The sequence below is a fragment of the Pseudomonas sp. GL_091 genome, from assembly GCF_057837725.1.
Genome location: NZ_CM174451.1, coordinates 2035341 through 2053631, shown reverse-complemented (window position 1 = coordinate 2053631; position 18291 = coordinate 2035341). Strand labels below are relative to the sequence as shown.

The window sequence follows — 18291 nt, the reverse complement described above, 5'->3', positions numbered from 1 at the left end:
GGTTCGACAGCAAGCGTTAACAGACCCTGGACTTGCCCATAGAGTCCAGTTATTAGCCTTAAGCACCAAAGAGGGCTAGGTTTAGTCCTCTATCCGTTCCCTCTGTCCGTAGCCGTGCGGACTCAAAGGAGTGATCGCAATGCCGTCCCTCGATAGCCTGAAAACGCTCAAGACCCTGCAAGTCGGCAACAAGACCTACCACTACTTCAGCCTGCCCGATGCCGCCAAAAGCCTGGGCGATCTGGACAAGCTGCCGATGTCGTTGAAAGTCCTGCTGGAAAACCTGCTGCGCTGGGAGGACGAAAAAACCGTCACCGGTGCCGACCTCAAGGCACTGGCCGCGTGGCTCAAGGAGCGTCGCTCCGACCGCGAAATCCAGTACCGCCCGGCGCGGGTGCTGATGCAGGACTTCACCGGCGTACCGGCGGTCGTCGACCTGGCCGCCATGCGCGCGGCGATGGCCAAGGCCGGCGGCAATCCGCAGCGGATCAACCCGCTGTCGCCGGTGGACCTGGTGATCGACCACTCGGTGATGGTCGACAAGTTCGCCACCAGCAGCGCCTTCGAGCAGAACGTCGACATTGAAATGCAGCGCAATGGCGAGCGCTATGCGTTCCTGCGCTGGGGCCAGAGTGCCTTCGACAACTTCAGCGTGGTGCCGCCGGGCACCGGGATCTGCCACCAGGTGAATCTTGAATACCTCGGCCGCACGGTCTGGACCAAGGACGAGGACGGCCGGACCTACGCCTTCCCCGACACTTTGGTGGGCACCGATTCCCACACCACCATGATCAACGGCCTCGGCGTGCTCGGCTGGGGCGTCGGCGGTATCGAGGCGGAAGCGGCAATGCTCGGGCAACCGGTGTCGATGCTGATTCCGGAAGTCATCGGTTTCAAACTCACCGGCAAGCTCAAGGAAGGCATCACTGCCACCGACCTGGTGCTGACCGTGACCCAGATGCTGCGCAAGAAAGGCGTGGTGGGCAAATTCGTCGAATTCTACGGCGACGGTCTGGCCGACCTGCCGCTGGCCGACCGCGCGACCATCGCCAACATGGCCCCGGAATACGGCGCCACCTGCGGTTTCTTCCCGGTGGACGACATCACGCTGGAATACCTGCGCCTGTCCGGCCGGCCCCTGGAAACGGTGCAACTGGTCGAGGCCTACAGCAAGGCCCAGGGCCTGTGGCGCCTGCCCGGCCAGGAACCGCTGTTCACCGACAGCCTGGCGCTGGACATGGGCAGCGTCGAAGCCAGCCTCGCCGGACCAAAACGCCCACAGGACCGGGTGTCGCTGCCCAACGTCGCGCAAGCGTTCAGCGACTTCGCCGACCTGCAATTCAAGCCCACCAGCAAGGAAGAAGGCCGCCTGGAAAGCGAAGGCGGTGGCGGTGTTGCCGTCGGCAATGCCGATATGGCCGGCGAAGTGGATTACGATTACGAAGGCCAGACCTATCGCCTGAAAAACGGCGCCGTGGTCATCGCCGCGATTACCTCCTGCACCAACACCTCCAACCCCAGCGTGATGATGGCGGCCGGGCTGGTGGCGAAGAAGGCTGTGGAAAAAGGCCTGAAACGCAAACCCTGGGTGAAGAGTTCGCTGGCCCCCGGCTCGAAAGTGGTCACCGATTACTACAAGGCGGCCGGGCTGACCCATTACCTCGACGAATTGGGCTTTGCCCTGGTCGGCTATGGCTGCACCACCTGCATCGGCAACTCGGGACCGCTGTCGGAACCCATCGAGAAAGCCATCCAGCAAGCCGACCTCACCGTGGCCTCCGTGCTCTCGGGCAATCGCAACTTCGAAGGCCGGGTGCATCCGCTGGTAAAAACCAACTGGCTGGCCTCCCCGCCGCTGGTGGTGGCCTACGCGCTGGCGGGTACCGTGCGCACCGACCTCAGCCGCGAGCCGTTGGGCGATGACAAGGACGGCAAACCGGTTTACCTGCGGGACATTTGGCCAAGCAGCAAAGAAATTGCCGACGCCGTGAATCAGGTCAGCACCGCCATGTTCCACAAGGAATACGCCGAAGTGTTTGCCGGTGACGCGCAATGGCAGGCGATCAAGGTTCCGCAGGCGGCGACCTACGTCTGGCAGGACGACTCGACTTACATCCAGCACCCGCCGTTCTTCGACGACATCGGCGGCCCGCCGCCAGTGGTCAAGGATGTCAACGGCGCCAGGATCCTCGCATTGCTCGGCGACTCGGTGACCACCGACCACATCTCCCCGGCCGGCAACATCAAGGCCGACAGCCCGGCAGGGCAATACCTGCGCGACAAAGGCGTGGAGCCCCGGGACTTCAACTCCTACGGCTCGCGGCGTGGCAACCATGAAGTGATGATGCGCGGCACCTTCGCCAACATCCGCATACGCAACGAAATGCTCGGCGGCGAAGAAGGCGGCAACACCCGCTACATTCCCACCGGCGAGAAAATGCCGATCTACGACGCCGCCATGCGTTATCAGGCTTCAGGCACGCCGCTGGTGGTGTTCGCCGGCCAGGAATACGGCACCGGTTCGAGTCGCGACTGGGCGGCCAAAGGCACCAATCTGCTGGGGGTGAAAGCGGTCATCGCCGAAAGCTTCGAACGGATTCACCGCTCCAACCTGGTGGGCATGGGCGTGCTGCCGCTGCAGTTCAAGCTGGATCAGAACCGCAAGAGCCTGAAGCTCAACGGCAGTGAAACCCTGGACATCCTCGGCTTGACCGGCGTCGAGTTGACGCCACGGATGAACCTGACGCTGGTCATCACTCGCGAAGACGGCAGCAGCGAAAAAGTCGAGGTGTTGTGCCGCATCGATACGCTCAATGAGGTTGAGTACTTCAAGTCGGGGGGGATTCTGCATTACGTGTTGCGGCAGTTGATCGCTTCGTAACGGACGACTGACACAAACACCGCCTTCGGGCGGTGTTTTTGTTTGAGCTCTGCTTATAATCGCAGCCCTCGCCACAAAAGCTCTACATCTCTAAGGACTTCAAATGATTGCCCTGCCATGGATGCTTCTGGCCCTGCTTTCCTTCGGCTACGGTCTGGCGCTGACCTACGGCCATCTCGGCTGGCTCTCGGCAATCTCGGTGTTCTTGTTGCTGGTCGCTGGCGCAGCGGTTCGCCAGCGCGAGATCCCTTTTGTCCGCTACCTCGGCCACGGACTGTTCATCGTCCTGGCTCTGGCCCTGGCGACGCATTGGCTACCCGGTTTCTACAACGGTCGCGGTATCGATCCCCAACGTTTTACCGATAATGCCGTGTCATTCGCCATGCACCTGAATCTGGACAAACCGCTGATCGGCTTCTGGCTGTTACTGGTTTGTCCGTGGATTGTCGGCCGCCGTTCGCTTCGGCTATCGCTGTATGCCACCGCACTGGCATTGACCTTGAGCGCCGTGCTGGCGTTGGGTGGCGCGTTGTTGCTGGGCGTAATCGCCTGGGCGCCGAAATGGCCGGATCAAGCCTGGCTGTGGTTACTGAACAATCTGCTGCTGGTGACGCTGGTCGAAGAAGCGCTGTTCCGTGGCTACATCCAGGGCGGCCTGAGCCGGTACCTGAAAGACCGGCCTTACGGTGAACACCTCGCCCTGCTGCTGGCATCATTGATCTTCGGCCTGGCCCATGTTGGCGCGGGATGGCAGTGGGTATTGCTGGCAACGCTGGCCGGGGTCGGTTATGGCCTGGCCTACCGATTCGGCGGGCTGGGCGCCGCCATTGCAAGCCACTTTGGCTTGAACCTGCTGCACTTCGGCCTGTTCACCTATCCGATGCTCGCCGGCTGACGCAAGGGTCATTTTGCGACGCATCGCTGACTATCGAAAAATAATCTCAACAATCCGCCGGCCTTGCCGATACAGCACTTGAAAGCCTTGCGGATTAAAAAAGCCATGCGTAACAACCAGCCTATTACACAACGCGAGCGGACCTTCCCGGCTCAGCAACGGTTGATTTCCACCACCGATGCCAAGGGCATGATCACCTACTGTAACGACGCTTTCGTCGAGATCAGCGGGTATTCCCGAGAGGAGCTGATCCGTGCGCCGCACAACCTGGTCCGTCACCCCGACGTCCCGGCCGCGGTGTTCGCCCACATGTGGGGCACGCTGAAACAAGGCTTGCCATGGATGGGCATTGTCAAGAATCGCTGCAAGACCGGTGATCATTACTGGGTGAACGCCTATGTGATACCGATCTTCGAAGGCAATCAGGTGATCGGTTACGAGTCGGTGCGGGTCAAGCCCAGCGCCGAACAGATCCGCCGCGCCGAAGCGCTCTACCAACGCATCAACCAGGGCAAGTCGGCCATTCCCTCCTCGGATAAATGGTTGCCGATCCTGCAGGACTGGCTGCCGTTCATCCTGGTCAGCCAATTGAGCTTCATGATCGGTGCCTCCCTGAACTCCCATTGGGGGTTTGCCCTGGCTGCGGGTCTTTCGGTGCCGCTGGGCCTGATGGGCCTCCAGTGGCAACAGCGTGGCCTCAAGCGTTTGCTGCGCCTGGCCGAGCAGACCACCTCCGATCCGTTGATCGCACAGATGTACACCGACAGTCGCGGCGCCCAGGCGCGTCTGGAAATGTCCATCCTCAGTCAGGAAGCACGCCTGAAAACCTGCCTGACGCGTCTGCAGGACACAGCCGAACACCTGACCGATCAGGCCAGACAGTCCGATGCCCTGGCGCACAACAGCTCCAGCGGCCTGGAACGTCAGCGGGTCGAGACCGAGCAGGTGGCCACCGCGGTCAACCAGATGGCCGCTACCACCCAGGAAGTCGCCAGCCACGTGCAACGCACCGCCGATGCCACCCAGGAAGCCAATCGCCTGACCGGTCGTGGTCGTGACATCGCCGGGGAAACCCGCGAAGCCATCCAGCGCCTGTCGGTAGTCGTCGGTGAAACCGGCGTGACCGTGACCCAACTGGCCAAGGACAGCAACGAAATCGGTGGCGTGGTCGACGTGATCAAAGGCATCGCCGACCAGACCAACCTGCTGGCCCTGAACGCTGCCATCGAAGCGGCCCGTGCTGGCGAGATGGGTCGTGGTTTTGCGGTGGTGGCCGACGAAGTCCGTCAACTGGCGCAACGCACCAGCGAGTCCACCGGGCAGATTCACGCGCTGATCGCCAAACTGCAACAAACCGCCGGCACCGCGGTGCAAACCATGGAAGCCGGGCATCGCCAGGCGGAAGAAGGCGTGGCGCGGGTACTGGAAGCGGACCAGGCACTGGTGGGGATCAGCGAAGCGGTGGCCAACATCACCGACATGACCACCCAGATCGCCGCCGCAACCGAAGAGCAAAGCGCCGTGGCCGAAGAAATCAGCCGCAACATCAGCAACATTTCTGAGTTGGCGGACCAGACCGCGGAACAGGCGCAGAACTCGGCGTTGCTGAGTGAAGAGCTGACCAAGACTGCCAATACCCAGTATTCGTTGGTGGAGCGGTTTAACCGCTGATAGAGGCGGGAATGACAAAAACCCGGACAGTGAGAGCTTCCGGGTTTTTTATTGAGCCTGTGAAAGTGATGTTGCCCAGGAGTGCCTCATCGCAAGCAGGCTCACTCCTACAGTTGATCGTTGTCGACACAAAAATCTGTGCCCACCGTAGATCCAATGTAGGAGCGAGCCTGCTCGCGATGAGGCCATGAAAGGCAATGAAGAATTCACTGAAGAAATGAAGCCACCTTCTGCGCCGCTGCCGCCACATGCTGCTCATGACTAAACCCTGAAGCCTTCAACGGCTTCAAGTCATGATCCCCCGCCACCAGCCAGAACACCTCGATACCCGGCGATAGCGCATAACCCTCGACCGCCTCGCGATTGCCCAACGCATCGCGCTCACCTTGCACGATCAAGGTTCGCGTCTTCAGCCCGGCCAAATGCTCAACCCTTGGCTTCTCCGGTTTGCCTACCGCATAAAACGGATACCCCAGGCACACCAGCGCATGCGCACCCAATTCATCCGCGAGCAAACTGGCCATCCGCCCGCCCATGGACTTGCCACCAATGGCCAGCGGCCCAGTGACATGGCGTCGCACCTGGGCATACACCTCACGCCAGCATTCCAGCAGTTTCGGTGCCGGGTTCGGCGGGCGTTTGCCGCCATCGAGGCGCCGCTGTGCCATATAGGGAAACTCGAAGCGCAACACGTTGACGCCTTGCGCGGCGAGGCGTGCAGCCATGTCGTTCATCCAGTCACTGTCCATCGGTGCGCCGGCGCCATGGGCGAGGATCAGCGTCGCCGCAGCCTTGCCAGTCGCGGCATTCCACAACCAACCATGATCCCGCACGCACTGCGCCCATTGATCCCCGTCAATACCGGCCTTGTGCCCTTTGTCCATGCTTGCCTCGCTTTTAGTCTGCCTATAACTCCGGCCGAAGGGTGCGCTGCCTTGCGCGAGTGCGCTCACTTCGGCTGAACCGTGGATGGGGAACCATGAACACTTCTATCAGTACCGCCTACAACTACAAGGTGGTCCGCCAATTCGCCATTATGACGGTGGTGTGGGGCATCGTCGGCATGGGGCTCGGGGTTTTTCTCGCTGCCCAGTTGGTCTGGCCCGAACTCAACTTCAATTTGCCGTGGACCAGCTTCGGCCGCTTGCGCCCGCTGCACACCAACGCGGTGATCTTCGCCTTTGGCGGCTGCGCCTTGTTCGCCAGTTCGTTGTACTCCGTACAACGGACGTGCCAAACACGCTTATTTGCTCCCGCAGTTGCCGCGTTCTGTTTCTGGGGCTGGCAGCTTGTGATCCTGCTGGCAGCCATCAGCCTGCCGCTGGGCTACACCAGTTCCAAGGAATACGCCGAGCTGGAATGGCCGATCGACATCCTGATCACCATCGTCTGGGTCGCCTACGCCATCGTGTTCTTCGGCACGATCATGCAGCGCAAGACCAAGCACATTTATGTCGGCAACTGGTTCTTCGGTGCGTTCATCATCACCGTGGCGATCCTGCACATCGTCAACAACATGGAATTGCCGGTCAGCTTCACCAAGTCCTACTCTCTGTACTCCGGCGCCACCGATGCGATGGTGCAATGGTGGTACGGACACAACGCCGTCGGCTTTTTCCTCACCGCCGGTTTCCTCGGCATGATGTATTACTTCGTGCCGAAACAGGCCGAGCGCCCGGTTTACTCCTATCGCCTGTCGATCGTGCACTTCTGGGCGCTGATCACCCTGTACATCTGGGCCGGTCCGCACCACTTGCACTACACCGCGCTGCCGGACTGGGCGCAGTCGTTGGGCATGGTGATGTCGCTGATCCTGCTGGCGCCGAGCTGGGGCGGGATGATCAACGGCATGATGACCCTGTCGGGGGCCTGGCATAAGTTGCGCAGCGACCCGGTCCTGCGCTTTCTCGTGGTGTCGCTGGCGTTCTACGGCATGTCGACCTTCGAAGGGCCGATGATGGCGATCAAGACGGTCAACGCCCTGTCCCACTACACCGACTGGACCATCGGCCACGTACACGCAGGTGCGTTGGGCTGGGTGGCGATGATTTCCATCGGCGCGCTGTACCACATGATCCCGAAAGTCTTCGGCCGCGAGCAGATGCACAGCATCGGCCTGATCAACGCGCACTTCTGGCTCGCCACCATCGGCACCGTTCTGTACATCGCCTCGATGTGGGTCAACGGCATCGCCCAGGGCCTGATGTGGCGTGCAGTGAACGAGGACGGCACGCTGACTTACTCCTTCGTCGAAACCCTGGTGGCCAGCCACCCTGGCTTCGTCGTGCGGCTGGTGGGTGGTGCGATCTTCCTCAGTGGCATGTTCCTGATGGCCTACAACACCTGGCGCACCGTGCGGGCCTCGCAGCCTGCCGAAGTCGCCGCTGCCGCGCAGATGGCCTGAGGAGTCCGCCATGAAACACGAAACTATCGAGAAAAACGTCGGCCTGTTGCTGCTGCTGATGATCCTGGCCGTGAGCATCGGCGGCCTGACCCAGATCGTCCCGCTGTTCTTCCAGGACGTGACCAACAAACCGGTGGAAGGCATGAAGCCCTACACCGCGCTGCAACTGGAAGGTCGCGACATCTATATCCGCGAAGGCTGCGTCGGCTGTCATTCGCAGATGATCCGCCCGTTCCGCGCCGAGACCGAACGCTACGGGCACTACTCGGTGGCAGGCGAAAGCGTCTGGGACCACCCGTTCCTGTGGGGTTCGAAACGCACCGGGCCGGACCTGGCGCGGGTTGGCGCGCGTTACTCGGATGACTGGCACCGCGCGCACTTGTACAACCCGCGCAACGTCGTGCCGGAGTCGAAAATGCCCGCCTACCCGTGGCTGGTGGCCAACCAGCTCGACAGCAGTCATACCGAAACCAAGATCAAGGCCATGCGCACCCTGGGCGTGCCGTACACCGACGAGGACATCACCGGCGCCGTCGCTTCCCTCAAGGGCAAGAGCGAGATGGATGCACTGGTCGCCTACCTGCAAGTGCTCGGCACTGCCATCAAGAGCAAGAGGTGAGCCATGCCCATGTCTTTTATAGAGAGCGAAATGAGCACTGGAATGATCCGCGGCCTTGGCACCGTCGTCGTATTCGTCGCCTTTGTCGGCCTGACCCTGTGGGTTTTCAACAGCAAGCGCGGCCCGGAATTCGCCGAAGCGCGCCTGCTGCCGTTCGCTGACGAGCCACAACCCGACATCACAGAAGAATCAGCAACAAGGAGTACCCGGCCATGACCACCTTCTGGAGTACGTGGATCTGCGTACTGACCATCGGCAGCCTGATTGGCCTGACCTGGCTGCTGATCGGCACCCGCAAGGGTGAAACCAAGGGCAGCGTCGACCAGACCATGGGCCACAGCTTCGACGGCATCGAGGAGTACGACAACCCGTTGCCGCAATGGTGGTTCATGCTGTTCGCCGGCACCCTGGTATTCGCCGTCGGTTATCTGATCCTTTATCCGGGCCTGGGCAACTGGAAAGGCGTCCTCCCCGGCTACGAAAACGGCTGGACCGGCGTGCACGAATGGGAAAAGGAGATGGCCAAGGCTGACACGAAGTTCGGGCCGATCTTCGCCAAGTTCGCGGCGATGCCCGTGGAAGAAGTGGCCAAGGACCCGCAGGCACTGAAAATGGGCGGCCGCCTGTTTGCCTCCAACTGCTCGGTGTGCCACGGCTCGGATGCCAAGGGTGCATATGGCTTCCCCAATCTGACCGACAGCGACTGGCGCTGGGGCGGCAACGCAGAAACCATCAAGACCACCATCATGGGTGGCCGGATGGCGATGATGCCGGCCTGGGGTGAAGTCCTGGGGGAAGACGGTGTGAAGAACGTCGCCGCGTATGTGCGCCATGGCCTGGCCAAGCTGCCATTGCCTGCCGACAGCAAAGCCGACCTGCAGGCCGGACAGCAAGCGTTCAGCACCACCTGCGTCGCCTGTCATGGGGCAAACGGCCAGGGCACTGAAGCCATGGGCGCGCCGAACCTGACGCACCCGGCCGGCTTCATCTACGGGACGAGCCTGACACAACTTGAACAGACGATTCGGCATGGCCGTCAGGGCCATATGCCGGCGCAGAACGAACTGCTCGGCAACGATAAGGTGCAGCTGCTCGCGGCATACGTGTACAGCCTTTCCAGAGGTGATGAGCAGTTGAGCGGCAAGCTTCAAGCTACAAGCGGCAAGTAAAGTCAAAAGCCAGAGCTGCAAGCAACGGGATTTCTCTTGAAGCTTGCAGCTTGAAGCTTGCCGCTGCCTCTTTGCGACGCATTGTCGCACCCTCTTTGACTCTTCCTTTCGGATCACCGGATTCGGGTCTAAGCTTCCCCCGATGCGGACTGGCCGGTGCCGGTTCCAGGTCGACCCTGAACGATGTGTTCGACGAATCTGCCCGATGACAGGCCGCAAAGGCTGGTAGATACCGGCTGTCGCACCAATTGCCTTCGGTCAGCCAAACGTTGCGTTTGAACACACCCCGTTACATCCGACCTGACCCCCTCGCCTGATCAGTCCGCCGGGATGTTTTGCCCGCGGGCAAATTTGTCCTTACGCGGCGCATGGAAAGGCCGCAGAATCAGCTTTTGAAAGCATTGACCCAGGTCATGGCGCGTTGCAATGACCCCTTGCTTTCTCCATACTTGCGGCCGATTTTTAATCCTAATAAAACACCCAAACCGTGGAACCTTAGAATGAGCACAGCAATCAGTCCGACTGCTTATAACTATAAGGTAGTCCGCCAGTTCGCCATCATGACGGTGGTCTGGGGGATCCTTGGCATGGGGCTCGGTGTCTTCATTGCCTCGCAACTGGTCTGGCCGGAGTTGAACTTCGGTCTGCCATGGACGAGCTTTGGACGCCTGCGCCCGTTGCACACCAACCTGGTGATTTTCGCCTTCGGTGGATGTGCACTGTTTGCCACTTCTTATTACGTCGTGCAGCGAACCTGCCAAACGCGACTGATTTCCGACAGCCTCGCCGCCTTCACCTTCTGGGGATGGCAAGCGGTGATCGTCGGCGCGATCATTACCTTGCCAATGGGTTTCACCACCACCAAGGAATACGCGGAACTGGAATGGCCCCTGGCTATTCTGCTGGCCATTGTCTGGGTCACCTACGGCCTGGTGTTCTTCGGCACCATCGTCAAGCGCAAGACCAAGCACATCTATGTGGGTAACTGGTTCTACGGCGCGTTCATCGTCGTGACCGCGATGCTGCACATCGTCAACCACATGTCGCTGCCGGTCAGCCTGTTCAAGTCCTACTCGGCCTACTCGGGTGCGACGGACGCGATGATTCAGTGGTGGTACGGCCACAACGCCGTGGGCTTCTTCCTGACCACCGGTTTCCTGGGGATGATGTACTACTTCGTGCCGAAACAGGCCGAACGCCCGATCTACTCCTATCGCCTGTCGATCGTGCACTTCTGGGCACTGATCACCCTGTACATCTGGGCCGGCCCGCACCACCTGCACTACACCGCACTGCCGGACTGGGCTCAGTCCCTGGGCATGGCGATGTCGATCATCCTGCTGGCGCCAAGCTGGGGCGGCATGATCAACGGCATGATGACCCTGTCGGGCGCCTGGCATAAGCTGCGCACCGACCCGATCCTGCGCTTCCTGGTCGTCTCCCTGGCGTTCTACGGCATGTCGACCTTCGAAGGCCCGATGATGGCCATCAAGACCGTCAACTCGCTGTCGCACTACACCGACTGGACCATCGGCCACGTACACGCCGGCGCCCTGGGCTGGGTTGCGATGATCTCGATCGGCGCCATCTACCACATGATCCCGAAACTGTTCGGTCGTGCGCAGATGCACAGCACCGGCCTGATCAACACCCACTTCTGGCTCGCGACCATCGGTACCGTGCTCTACATCGCCTCGATGTGGGTCAACGGCATCACCCAGGGCCTGATGTGGCGTGCAATCAACGACGACGGCACCCTCACCTACTCGTTCGTCGAAGCGCTGCAAGCCAGCCACCCTGGTTTCATCGTTCGCGCCCTGGGCGGTGCGTTCTTCGCCACCGGCATGTTGTTCATGGCCTACAACGTATTCCGTACCGTACGCGCCTCGAACCCGGCTGATGCCGAAGCCGCCGCCAAGATTGCCGTAGTTGGAGCTCACTGATGAAGCATGAAGCAGTCGAGAAGAATATTGGCCTGCTGGCCTTCTTCATGGTCATCGCCGTCAGCATCGGCGGCCTGACCCAGATCGTTCCGCTGTTTTTCCAGGATGTCACCAACAAGCCGGTCGAGGGCATGAAGCCCCGCACCGCCCTTGAACTGGAAGGCCGGGACGTTTATATCGCCAACGGTTGTGTCGGCTGCCACTCGCAGATGATCCGTCCGTTCCGTGCCGAAACCGAACGCTACGGCCACTACTCGGTTGCCGGTGAAAGCGTCTGGGACCACCCGTTCCTGTGGGGTTCCAAGCGTACCGGTCCGGACCTGGCCCGCGTCGGCGGTCGTTACTCCGATGACTGGCAGCGTGCGCACTTGTACAACCCGCGCAACGTGGTGCCCGAGTCGAAAATGCCGGCCTACCCGTTCCTCGTGGAAAACAAGCTCGACGGCAAAGACACCGCCAAGAAAATGGAAGTCTTGCGCACGCTCGGCGTCCCTTACACCGACGAAGACATCGCCGGCGCCAAGGATGCTGTGAAGGGCAAAACCGAAATGGACGCGCTGGTGGCCTATCTGCAAGGCCTGGGCACCATCATCAAAAGCAAACGGTGATCTGGATGGATATCGGGATGATTCGTGGCCTGGGCACCGTTGTCGTGATGGTGGCCTTCATCGGACTGGCACTGTGGGTGTTCAGCCCCAAGCGCAAGTCGGAGTTTGAAGACGCGACCTTGCTGCCTTTCGCGGATGATCCCGAAGCCATCAAGCACGTCGAGCAAGCTTCTAGGAGTAACAAAGAATGACTACATTCTGGAGTCTGTACGTCACAGTCCTCAGTCTCGGTACGATCTTCGCCCTGACCTGGCTGCTGCTGTCGACCCGCAAGGGCCAGCGCAGCGAACAGACAGACGAGACCGTCGGACACTCCTTCGATGGCATCGAAGAGTACGACAACCCGCTGCCGAAATGGTGGTTCATGCTGTTCGTGGGCACCATCATCTTCGCACTGGGCTACCTGGCGCTGTATCCGGGCCTGGGTAACTGGAAAGGCCTGCTGCCGGGTTACGGCTACCTCGACAACGAGAAGCAGACCCCGTTCGCCAACGGCCAGACCGGCTGGACCGGCGTTCACGAGTGGGAAAAGGAAATGGCCAAGTCGGACGCCAAGTTCGGTCCGATCTTCGCCAAATTCGCGGCCATGCCAATTGAAGAAGTGGCCAAGGACCCGCAAGCCCTGAAGATGGGTGGCCGCCTGTTCGCCTCCAACTGCTCGGTTTGCCATGGTTCCGACGCCAAGGGCGCCTACGGCTTCCCTAACCTGACCGACGCCGACTGGCGCTGGGGCGGCGAGCCGGCAACCATCAAGACCACCATCATGGGCGGCCGTCATGCAGTGATGCCTGCGTGGGCTGAAGTGATTGGCGAGCAAGGCGTGGCCGACGTGGCCGCGTTTGTCCTGACCAACCTCGATGGCCGCAAGCTGCCGGAAGGCACCAAGGCCGACCCGGTTGCCGGGCAGAAACTGTTCGCCACCAACTGCGTGGCGTGCCACGGTCCGGAAGGCAAAGGCACCCCAGCGATGGGCGCGCCTGACCTGACTCACCCGGCAGCGTTCATCTACGGTTCGAGCTTCGCTCAACTGCAGCAGACCATCCGTTATGGCCGTCAGGGCCAGATGCCTGCGCAAGAACAGCTGCAAGGCAACGACAAGGTTCACCTGCTGGCCGCTTACGTCTACAGCCTGTCTCACGGTGAGAAGGCAGCGGACGCCCAGTAAGGCAAACGCTTGAAGCAACAAAAAACGGCCCCGCCAATGTGAATTGGCGGGGCCGTTTTGTTTAAGGCCAGGCGTCTATCTTCAGGCGCTCCATCGCAAAGAGCGATCATGAAAGAAAACAGGATTGAACGCCTCACACCGAAAAGTCGTCCATAATTTCCAAGTCAATTGATTCAAGTCATTACACCATCAAATGATTTTGCCAAACGTGACCAAAGGTCGCACCCGCAGGCTAGAGCGACAGGCGTATCATTGCGCCACTGCAACACCCCTTTTTGACCGCGGTCGGCACGTACTGACCGAGGCACTTTTCCACTGCCGTGGGATGCAATGATGAGCAACCAGATTCCGGTACACGACGTCACTCCACCCGCCAAGAACGCAAACAACAGCGTCGACCTCTACGCCTCCAGGGAAAAAATCTACACCCGCGCCTTCACCGGCCTGTTTCGCAATCTGCGGATGACCGGCGGAGCCCTGTTGTTCCTGCTGTATTTCGGCACGGTGTGGCTGAACTGGGGCGGTCATCAGGCCGTGTGGTGGAACGTGCCGGAGCGCAAGTTCTTCATTTTCGGCGCCACCTTCTGGCCCCAGGATTTCATTCTGCTGTCCGGCATGTTGATCATCGCCGCGTTCGGCCTGTTCTTCATCACGGTGTACGCCGGACGGGTCTGGTGCGGCTATACCTGCCCGCAAAGCGTCTGGACCTGGATCTTCATGTGGTGCGAAAAAGTCACCGAAGGTGACCGCAACCAACGCATCAAGCTCGACAAGGCGCCAATGAGCGCCAACAAGTTCCTGCGCAAACTCAGCAAGCACACCATGTGGCTGTTGATCGGCTTCGTCACCGGCATGACTTTCGTCGGCTACTTCTCGCCGATCCGCGAACTGGTGTTCGACTTCTTCACCGGCCAGGCGGATGGCTGGTCGTACTTCTGGGTCGGCTTCTTCACCCTCGCCACTTACGGCAATGCCGGCTGGCTGCGTGAACAGGTGTGCATCTACATGTGCCCGTACGCGCGCTTCCAGAGCGTGATGTTCGACAAGGACACCCTGATCGTTTCCTACGACCCGCGCCGTGGCGAAGGCCGTGGCCCGCGTAAAAAAGGCATCGACTACAAGGCTCAGGGCCTGGGCGACTGCATCGATTGCACCATGTGCGTCCAGGTCTGCCCGACCGGCATCGACATCCGCGACGGCCTGCAAATCGAATGCATCGGTTGCGCCGCCTGCATCGATGCCTGCGACGCCATCATGGACAAGATGGAATACCCGCGCGGGCTGATCAGCTACACCACCGAGCACAACCTGTCCGGGCAGAAAACCCATAAACTGCGTCCGCGCCTGATTGGCTATGCCATTGTGCTGCTGGCGATGATCAGCTTGCTGGTGACTGCATTCTTCATGCGTGCGCTGGTGGGCTTCGATGTCAGCAAGGACCGCGTGCTGTACCGCGAGAACGCCGAAGGCCGGATCGAAAACGTCTACAGCCTGAAAATCATGAACAAGGACCAGCGCGACCATACCTACTTGCTCGACGCCTCCGGCCTGCCGGATCTCAAATTGCAGGGCCGACGCGAGATCAAGGTCGCGGCCGGCGAGATCGTCAGCCAGCCTGCCGAGCTGTCCGTCGCGCCGGAAAAACTGCCGTCGAGCACCAACGAGGTGAAATTCATCCTCAAGGACGCCGATGACGACAGCGTCCATATTGAAGCCAAGAGCCGGTTCATCGGCCCACAGAATCGTTGAGAGAACTGAACATGCCCGCAGCAACTGCCGCAAGTCCCTGGTACAAGCACCTCTGGCCGTGGATCATCATCGGGATCCTGGCCTGCTCGGTGACCCTGACCTTGTCCATGGTGACCATCGCGGTGAAGAACCCGGACAACCTGGTCAACGACAACTATTACGAGGCCGGCAAAGGCATCAACCGCTCCCTCGACCGTGAGCTTCTGGCCCAGACCCTGAAAATGCGCGCCAGCGTTCATCTCGATGGCATGACTGGCGAGGTTGACCTGCGCCTGAGCGGCGACAGCCAGCCCGGGACCCTGGAGCTGAACCTGATCTCGCCGACCCAGCCGGAAAAGGATCGCAAGATCACCCTGACCCGCAGCGAAACCGAACAGGGCCGCTACATCGGCCAGTTGAGCGACAAGATCGAAGGCCGGCGCTTTGTCGAGTTGCTTGGCACTCAGGACGAGCACATCTGGCGCATGTTCGAAGAAGAAATGGTCAGCCATGACAAGGACCTGCTGCTGGGTGACGAACCACTGCAAGGTGCCGAAGACCTGAAGAAGTAAAAATGCCATCGAATGTGGCGAGGGAGCTTGCTCCCGCTGGGGTGCGCAGCACCCCTAAAATCTGCAACTCAGTTCTTTCAGGTACAGCGAGTCCGCAGCACTACGACTGCTTCGCAGCCGAGCGGGACGATGCGGCGATCCGACAAGCTCCCTCGCCACAAAGGCTTTCATGGCTACAGAAATGACCACCCCACTCCCCTGCTACCACTGCGCCCTGCCCGTCCCGGCCGGCAGCCGCTTCACCGCTGCGGTCCTCGGGCAACCCCGCGAATTCTGCTGCCCGGGTTGCCAGGCCGTGGCTGAGGCCATTGTCGCCGGCGGTCTGGAAAGCTATTACCAGCACCGCAGCGAAGCCTCGGCCAACCCCGAAGCGCTGCCGGTGCAATTGGTGGATGAACTGGCGCTGTACGACCGCGCCGATGTGCAGCAACCCTTCGTTCGCCACGAAGGCGAACTCGCCGAAACCACACTGTTGATGGAAGGCATCAGCTGCGCGGCTTGCGGCTGGCTGATCGAAAAACACCTGCGCACTTTGCCTGCCGTAGTCGAAGCGCGCCTGAACCTGTCCAACCATCGCCTGCACGTACGCTGGGCCGATGGGCAATTGCCGCTGAGCCAGGTCCTCAGCGAGCTGCGCCACATCGGTTACGCCGCACACCCGTACCAGGCCGACCGCGCCAGCGAACAACTGGCCAGCGAAAACCGCCTGGCCCTGCGCCAGCTCGGCGTGGCCGGGTTGCTGTGGTTCCAGGCGATGATGGCAACCATGGCCACCTGGCCTGAATTCAACATCGACCTCAGCCCTGAACTGCACACCATCCTGCGCTGGGTCGCGCTGTTCCTCACCACCCCGATTGTGTTCTACAGCTGCGCGCCGTTCTTCAAAGGCGCCATGCGCGATCTGCGCACCCGCCACCTGACCATGGACGTTTCCGTGTCACTGGCCATTGGCAGTGCCTACGTCGCCGGGATCTGGACGTCGATCACCGGGGTCGGCGAACTGTATTTCGATGCCGTCGGCATGTTTGCCCTGTTCCTGCTGGCAGGGCGTTATCTGGAACGCCGCGCCCGCGAGCGCACTGCCGCCGCTACCGCGCAGCTGGTGAATCTGTTGCCCGCCTCGTGCCTGCGATTGACTGCCGATGGCCAGAGCGAACGCATTCTGCTCAGTGAACTGCGTGTCGGCGATCAGGTTCTGGTTCATCCGGGCGCCATTCTCCCGGCTGACGGCAAGATCCTCGACGGCCAGTCGAGTGTCGACGAGTCGCTGCTGACCGGCGAATACCTGCCGCAACCCCGCACCCTCGGCGACGCGGTCACCGCCGGCACAATGAACGTCGAAGGCGCACTGACCGTCGAGGTCCAGGCCCTGGGCCAGGACACTCGCCTCTCGGCCATCGTTCGCCTGCTCGATCGTGCCCAGGCTGAAAAGCCGCGCCTGGCGGAAATCGCCGACCGCGCCGCGCAATGGTTCCTGCTGTTGTCGCTGATTGCTGCTGCGGCCATTGGCCTGTTGTGGTGGGAACTGGACTCATCGCGGGCATTCTGGATCGTGCTGGCGATGCTGGTGGCGACCTGCCCGTGCGCCTTGTCGCTGGCGACGCCGACCGCCCTCACTGCGGCCACCGGCACCCTGCACAAACTTGGCCTGTTGTTGACCCGCGGCCATGTCCTGGAAGGCCTGAACCAGATCGACACGGTGATTTTCGACAAGACCGGCACTCTCACCGAAGGTCGCCTGGCGCTGCGCTCAATCCGCCCCCTCGGCGCGCTCGACAGCGATCAATGCCTGGGCCTCGCCGCCGCCCTGGAAAACCGCTCCGAACACCCGATCGCCCGCGCTTTCGGTCGTGCGCCGATGGCTGCCGAAGAAGTCCTCAGCACACCGGGCCTTGGCCTGGAGGGCCTGGTTGATGGGCGACGCCTGCGCATTGGCCAACCGCGTTTCGTCTGCGAACTCAGCGGCGCCGTGGTGCCGTCGATGCCCGAAGAAGCCGGCCAATGGCTGCTGCTTGGCGACAACCAGGGACCGCTGGCCTGGTTCGTCCTCGATGATCGCTTGCGAACCGATGCGCCCGCGCTGTTGGCCGCGTGCAAGGCGCGGGGCTGGCGCACGCTGTTGTTGTCCGGCGATAGCTCGCCGATGGTCGCCAGCGTGGCGGCGGAACTGGGCATCGATGAAGCCCGTGGCGGCTTGCGTCCGGACGATAAACTGCTGGTCCTGCAACAGCTGCACAAAGAAGGTCGCAAGGTGTTGATGCTGGGGGACGGGGTCAATGACGTGCCGGTACTGGCGGCTGCGGATATCAGCGTCGCCATGGGCTCGGCCACCGATCTGGCGAAAACCAGTGCCGATGCCGTGCTGCTGTCCAACCGCCTCGACGCGCTGGTGCAAGCCTTCAGCCTGGCGCGGCGCACCCGACGGGTCATTATCGAGAACCTTCTGTGGGCCGGGTTGTACAATGGCCTCATGTTGCCCTTCGCCGCCCTCGGCTGGATCACTCCGGTCTGGGCGGCGGTGGGCATGTCGATCAGTTCGTTGACCGTGGTGTTGAACGCGCTGCGCCTGACTCGCATGCCGAGCGCGCCCGCCCTCTGCGCCACGCCAGAAACCCGCCCGCTGCCGGCCTGAGCCG

The 18291-nt window shown here is 61.2% G+C and carries 15 protein-coding genes; 14 read left to right on the top strand and 1 reads right to left on the bottom strand.

The genetic code is table 11. The annotated features are described in order from the left end of the window. Window positions 1–139: 139 nt before the first annotated feature. The 3 genes from acnA to AC3ITY_RS09440 all read left to right on the top strand — a co-directional run bounded on the left by acnA (window position 140) and on the right by AC3ITY_RS09440 (window position 5447). The gene (gene acnA, locus AC3ITY_RS09450; protein WP_477783709.1) at window positions 140–2881 is read left to right on the top strand and encodes an aconitate hydratase AcnA; all 2742 of its coding nucleotides are present in this window, start codon (window positions 140–142) and stop codon (window positions 2879–2881) included. A gap of 103 nt (window positions 2882–2984) precedes the next feature. Beyond that, on the top strand, window positions 2985–3776 hold the full coding sequence (locus AC3ITY_RS09445) for a CPBP family intramembrane glutamic endopeptidase (protein ID WP_223454505.1): 792 nt from the start codon (window positions 2985–2987) through the stop codon (window positions 3774–3776). Window positions 3777–3881: 105 nt separating this feature from the next. Continuing rightward, on the top strand, window positions 3882–5447 hold the full coding sequence (locus AC3ITY_RS09440; protein ID WP_489308602.1) for a methyl-accepting chemotaxis protein: 1566 nt from the start codon (window positions 3882–3884) through the stop codon (window positions 5445–5447). A gap of 206 nt (window positions 5448–5653) precedes the next feature. Here the strand turns inward: AC3ITY_RS09440 and AC3ITY_RS09435 are convergent, their stop codons facing one another. After that, the gene (locus AC3ITY_RS09435) at window positions 5654–6331 is read right to left on the bottom strand and encodes an alpha/beta family hydrolase (protein ID WP_223454509.1); all 678 of its coding nucleotides are present in this window, start codon (window positions 6329–6331) and stop codon (window positions 5654–5656) included. Between the two features lie 95 nt (window positions 6332–6426). On the opposite strand from AC3ITY_RS09435, the gene ccoN (AC3ITY_RS09430) reads away from it, so the two are divergent. From ccoN (AC3ITY_RS09430) to AC3ITY_RS09380, 11 genes are all read left to right on the top strand, one after another. After that, the gene (ccoN, locus tag AC3ITY_RS09430; RefSeq protein ID WP_223454511.1) at window positions 6427–7851 is read left to right on the top strand and encodes a cytochrome-c oxidase, cbb3-type subunit I; all 1425 of its coding nucleotides are present in this window, start codon (window positions 6427–6429) and stop codon (window positions 7849–7851) included. A 10-nt stretch (window positions 7852–7861) separates the two neighbouring features. Continuing rightward, window positions 7862–8470, top strand: coding sequence for a cytochrome-c oxidase, cbb3-type subunit II (gene ccoO / locus AC3ITY_RS09425; protein WP_008020035.1), 609 nt, complete (start codon window positions 7862–7864; stop codon window positions 8468–8470). Window positions 8471–8488: 18 nt separating this feature from the next. Continuing rightward, the gene (locus tag AC3ITY_RS09420; RefSeq protein WP_223454536.1) at window positions 8489–8686 is read left to right on the top strand and encodes a cbb3-type cytochrome oxidase subunit 3; all 198 of its coding nucleotides are present in this window, start codon (window positions 8489–8491) and stop codon (window positions 8684–8686) included. Then, window positions 8683–9639, top strand: coding sequence for a cytochrome-c oxidase, cbb3-type subunit III (gene ccoP / locus AC3ITY_RS09415; RefSeq protein ID WP_223532573.1), 957 nt, complete (start codon window positions 8683–8685; stop codon window positions 9637–9639). The genes AC3ITY_RS09420 and ccoP (AC3ITY_RS09415) overlap by 4 nt, the downstream gene beginning before the upstream one ends. A gap of 500 nt (window positions 9640–10139) precedes the next feature. Beyond that, window positions 10140–11582, top strand: coding sequence for a cytochrome-c oxidase, cbb3-type subunit I (gene ccoN / locus AC3ITY_RS09410; RefSeq protein WP_489308599.1), 1443 nt, complete (start codon window positions 10140–10142; stop codon window positions 11580–11582). Beyond that, window positions 11582–12190, top strand: a complete 609-nt coding sequence (gene ccoO, locus AC3ITY_RS09405) for a cytochrome-c oxidase, cbb3-type subunit II (protein WP_009042961.1) — start codon at window positions 11582–11584, stop codon at window positions 12188–12190. The genes ccoN (AC3ITY_RS09410) and ccoO (AC3ITY_RS09405) overlap by 1 nt, the downstream gene beginning before the upstream one ends. Window positions 12191–12195: 5 nt before the next feature. After that, window positions 12196–12381 carry a CcoQ/FixQ family Cbb3-type cytochrome c oxidase assembly chaperone gene (locus tag AC3ITY_RS09400; RefSeq protein ID WP_003175465.1) on the top strand — a complete coding sequence of 62 codons (186 nt, stop codon included), beginning with the start codon at window positions 12196–12198 and terminating at the stop codon, window positions 12379–12381. After that, entirely contained in the window at window positions 12378–13355 is a 978-nt protein-coding gene (gene ccoP / locus AC3ITY_RS09395) for a cytochrome-c oxidase, cbb3-type subunit III (RefSeq protein ID WP_223454516.1), read from the top strand. Before AC3ITY_RS09400 ends, ccoP (AC3ITY_RS09395) begins: the two co-directional genes overlap by 4 nt. Window positions 13356–13688: 333 nt before the next feature. Continuing rightward, a complete protein-coding gene (gene ccoG / locus AC3ITY_RS09390) occupies window positions 13689–15104 on the top strand; it encodes a cytochrome c oxidase accessory protein CcoG (RefSeq protein WP_223535001.1) in 1416 nt (471 codons plus the stop codon). Between the two features lie 11 nt (window positions 15105–15115). Continuing rightward, complete coding sequence (locus AC3ITY_RS09385) at window positions 15116–15655, top strand: FixH family protein (RefSeq protein ID WP_223532564.1); 540 nt, start codon at window positions 15116–15118, stop codon at window positions 15653–15655. A 181-nt stretch (window positions 15656–15836) separates the two neighbouring features. Then, the gene (locus tag AC3ITY_RS09380) at window positions 15837–18287 is read left to right on the top strand and encodes a heavy metal translocating P-type ATPase (protein WP_489308595.1); all 2451 of its coding nucleotides are present in this window, start codon (window positions 15837–15839) and stop codon (window positions 18285–18287) included. The last annotated feature ends 4 nt before the right edge of the window (window positions 18288–18291 follow it).

Coding starts and splice junctions, on each gene's coding strand:
- acnA (WP_477783709.1), top strand. CDS start 140: ATGCCGTCCCTCGATAGCCTGAAAACGCTCAAGACCCTGCAAGTCGGC.
- AC3ITY_RS09445 (WP_223454505.1), top strand. CDS start 2,985: ATGATTGCCCTGCCATGGATGCTTCTGGCCCTGCTTTCCTTCGGCTAC.
- AC3ITY_RS09440 (WP_489308602.1), top strand. CDS start 3,882: ATGCGTAACAACCAGCCTATTACACAACGCGAGCGGACCTTCCCGGCT.
- AC3ITY_RS09435 (WP_223454509.1), bottom strand. CDS start 6,331: ATGGACAAAGGGCACAAGGCCGGTATTGACGGGGATCAATGGGCGCAG.
- ccoN (WP_223454511.1), top strand. CDS start 6,427: ATGAACACTTCTATCAGTACCGCCTACAACTACAAGGTGGTCCGCCAA.
- ccoO (WP_008020035.1), top strand. CDS start 7,862: ATGAAACACGAAACTATCGAGAAAAACGTCGGCCTGTTGCTGCTGCTG.
- ccoP (WP_223532573.1), top strand. CDS start 8,683: ATGACCACCTTCTGGAGTACGTGGATCTGCGTACTGACCATCGGCAGC.
- ccoN (WP_489308599.1), top strand. CDS start 10,140: ATGAGCACAGCAATCAGTCCGACTGCTTATAACTATAAGGTAGTCCGC.
- ccoO (WP_009042961.1), top strand. CDS start 11,582: ATGAAGCATGAAGCAGTCGAGAAGAATATTGGCCTGCTGGCCTTCTTC.
- AC3ITY_RS09400 (WP_003175465.1), top strand. CDS start 12,196: ATGGATATCGGGATGATTCGTGGCCTGGGCACCGTTGTCGTGATGGTG.
- ccoP (WP_223454516.1), top strand. CDS start 12,378: ATGACTACATTCTGGAGTCTGTACGTCACAGTCCTCAGTCTCGGTACG.
- ccoG (WP_223535001.1), top strand. CDS start 13,689: ATGAGCAACCAGATTCCGGTACACGACGTCACTCCACCCGCCAAGAAC.
- AC3ITY_RS09385 (WP_223532564.1), top strand. CDS start 15,116: ATGCCCGCAGCAACTGCCGCAAGTCCCTGGTACAAGCACCTCTGGCCG.
- AC3ITY_RS09380 (WP_489308595.1), top strand. CDS start 15,837: ATGACCACCCCACTCCCCTGCTACCACTGCGCCCTGCCCGTCCCGGCC.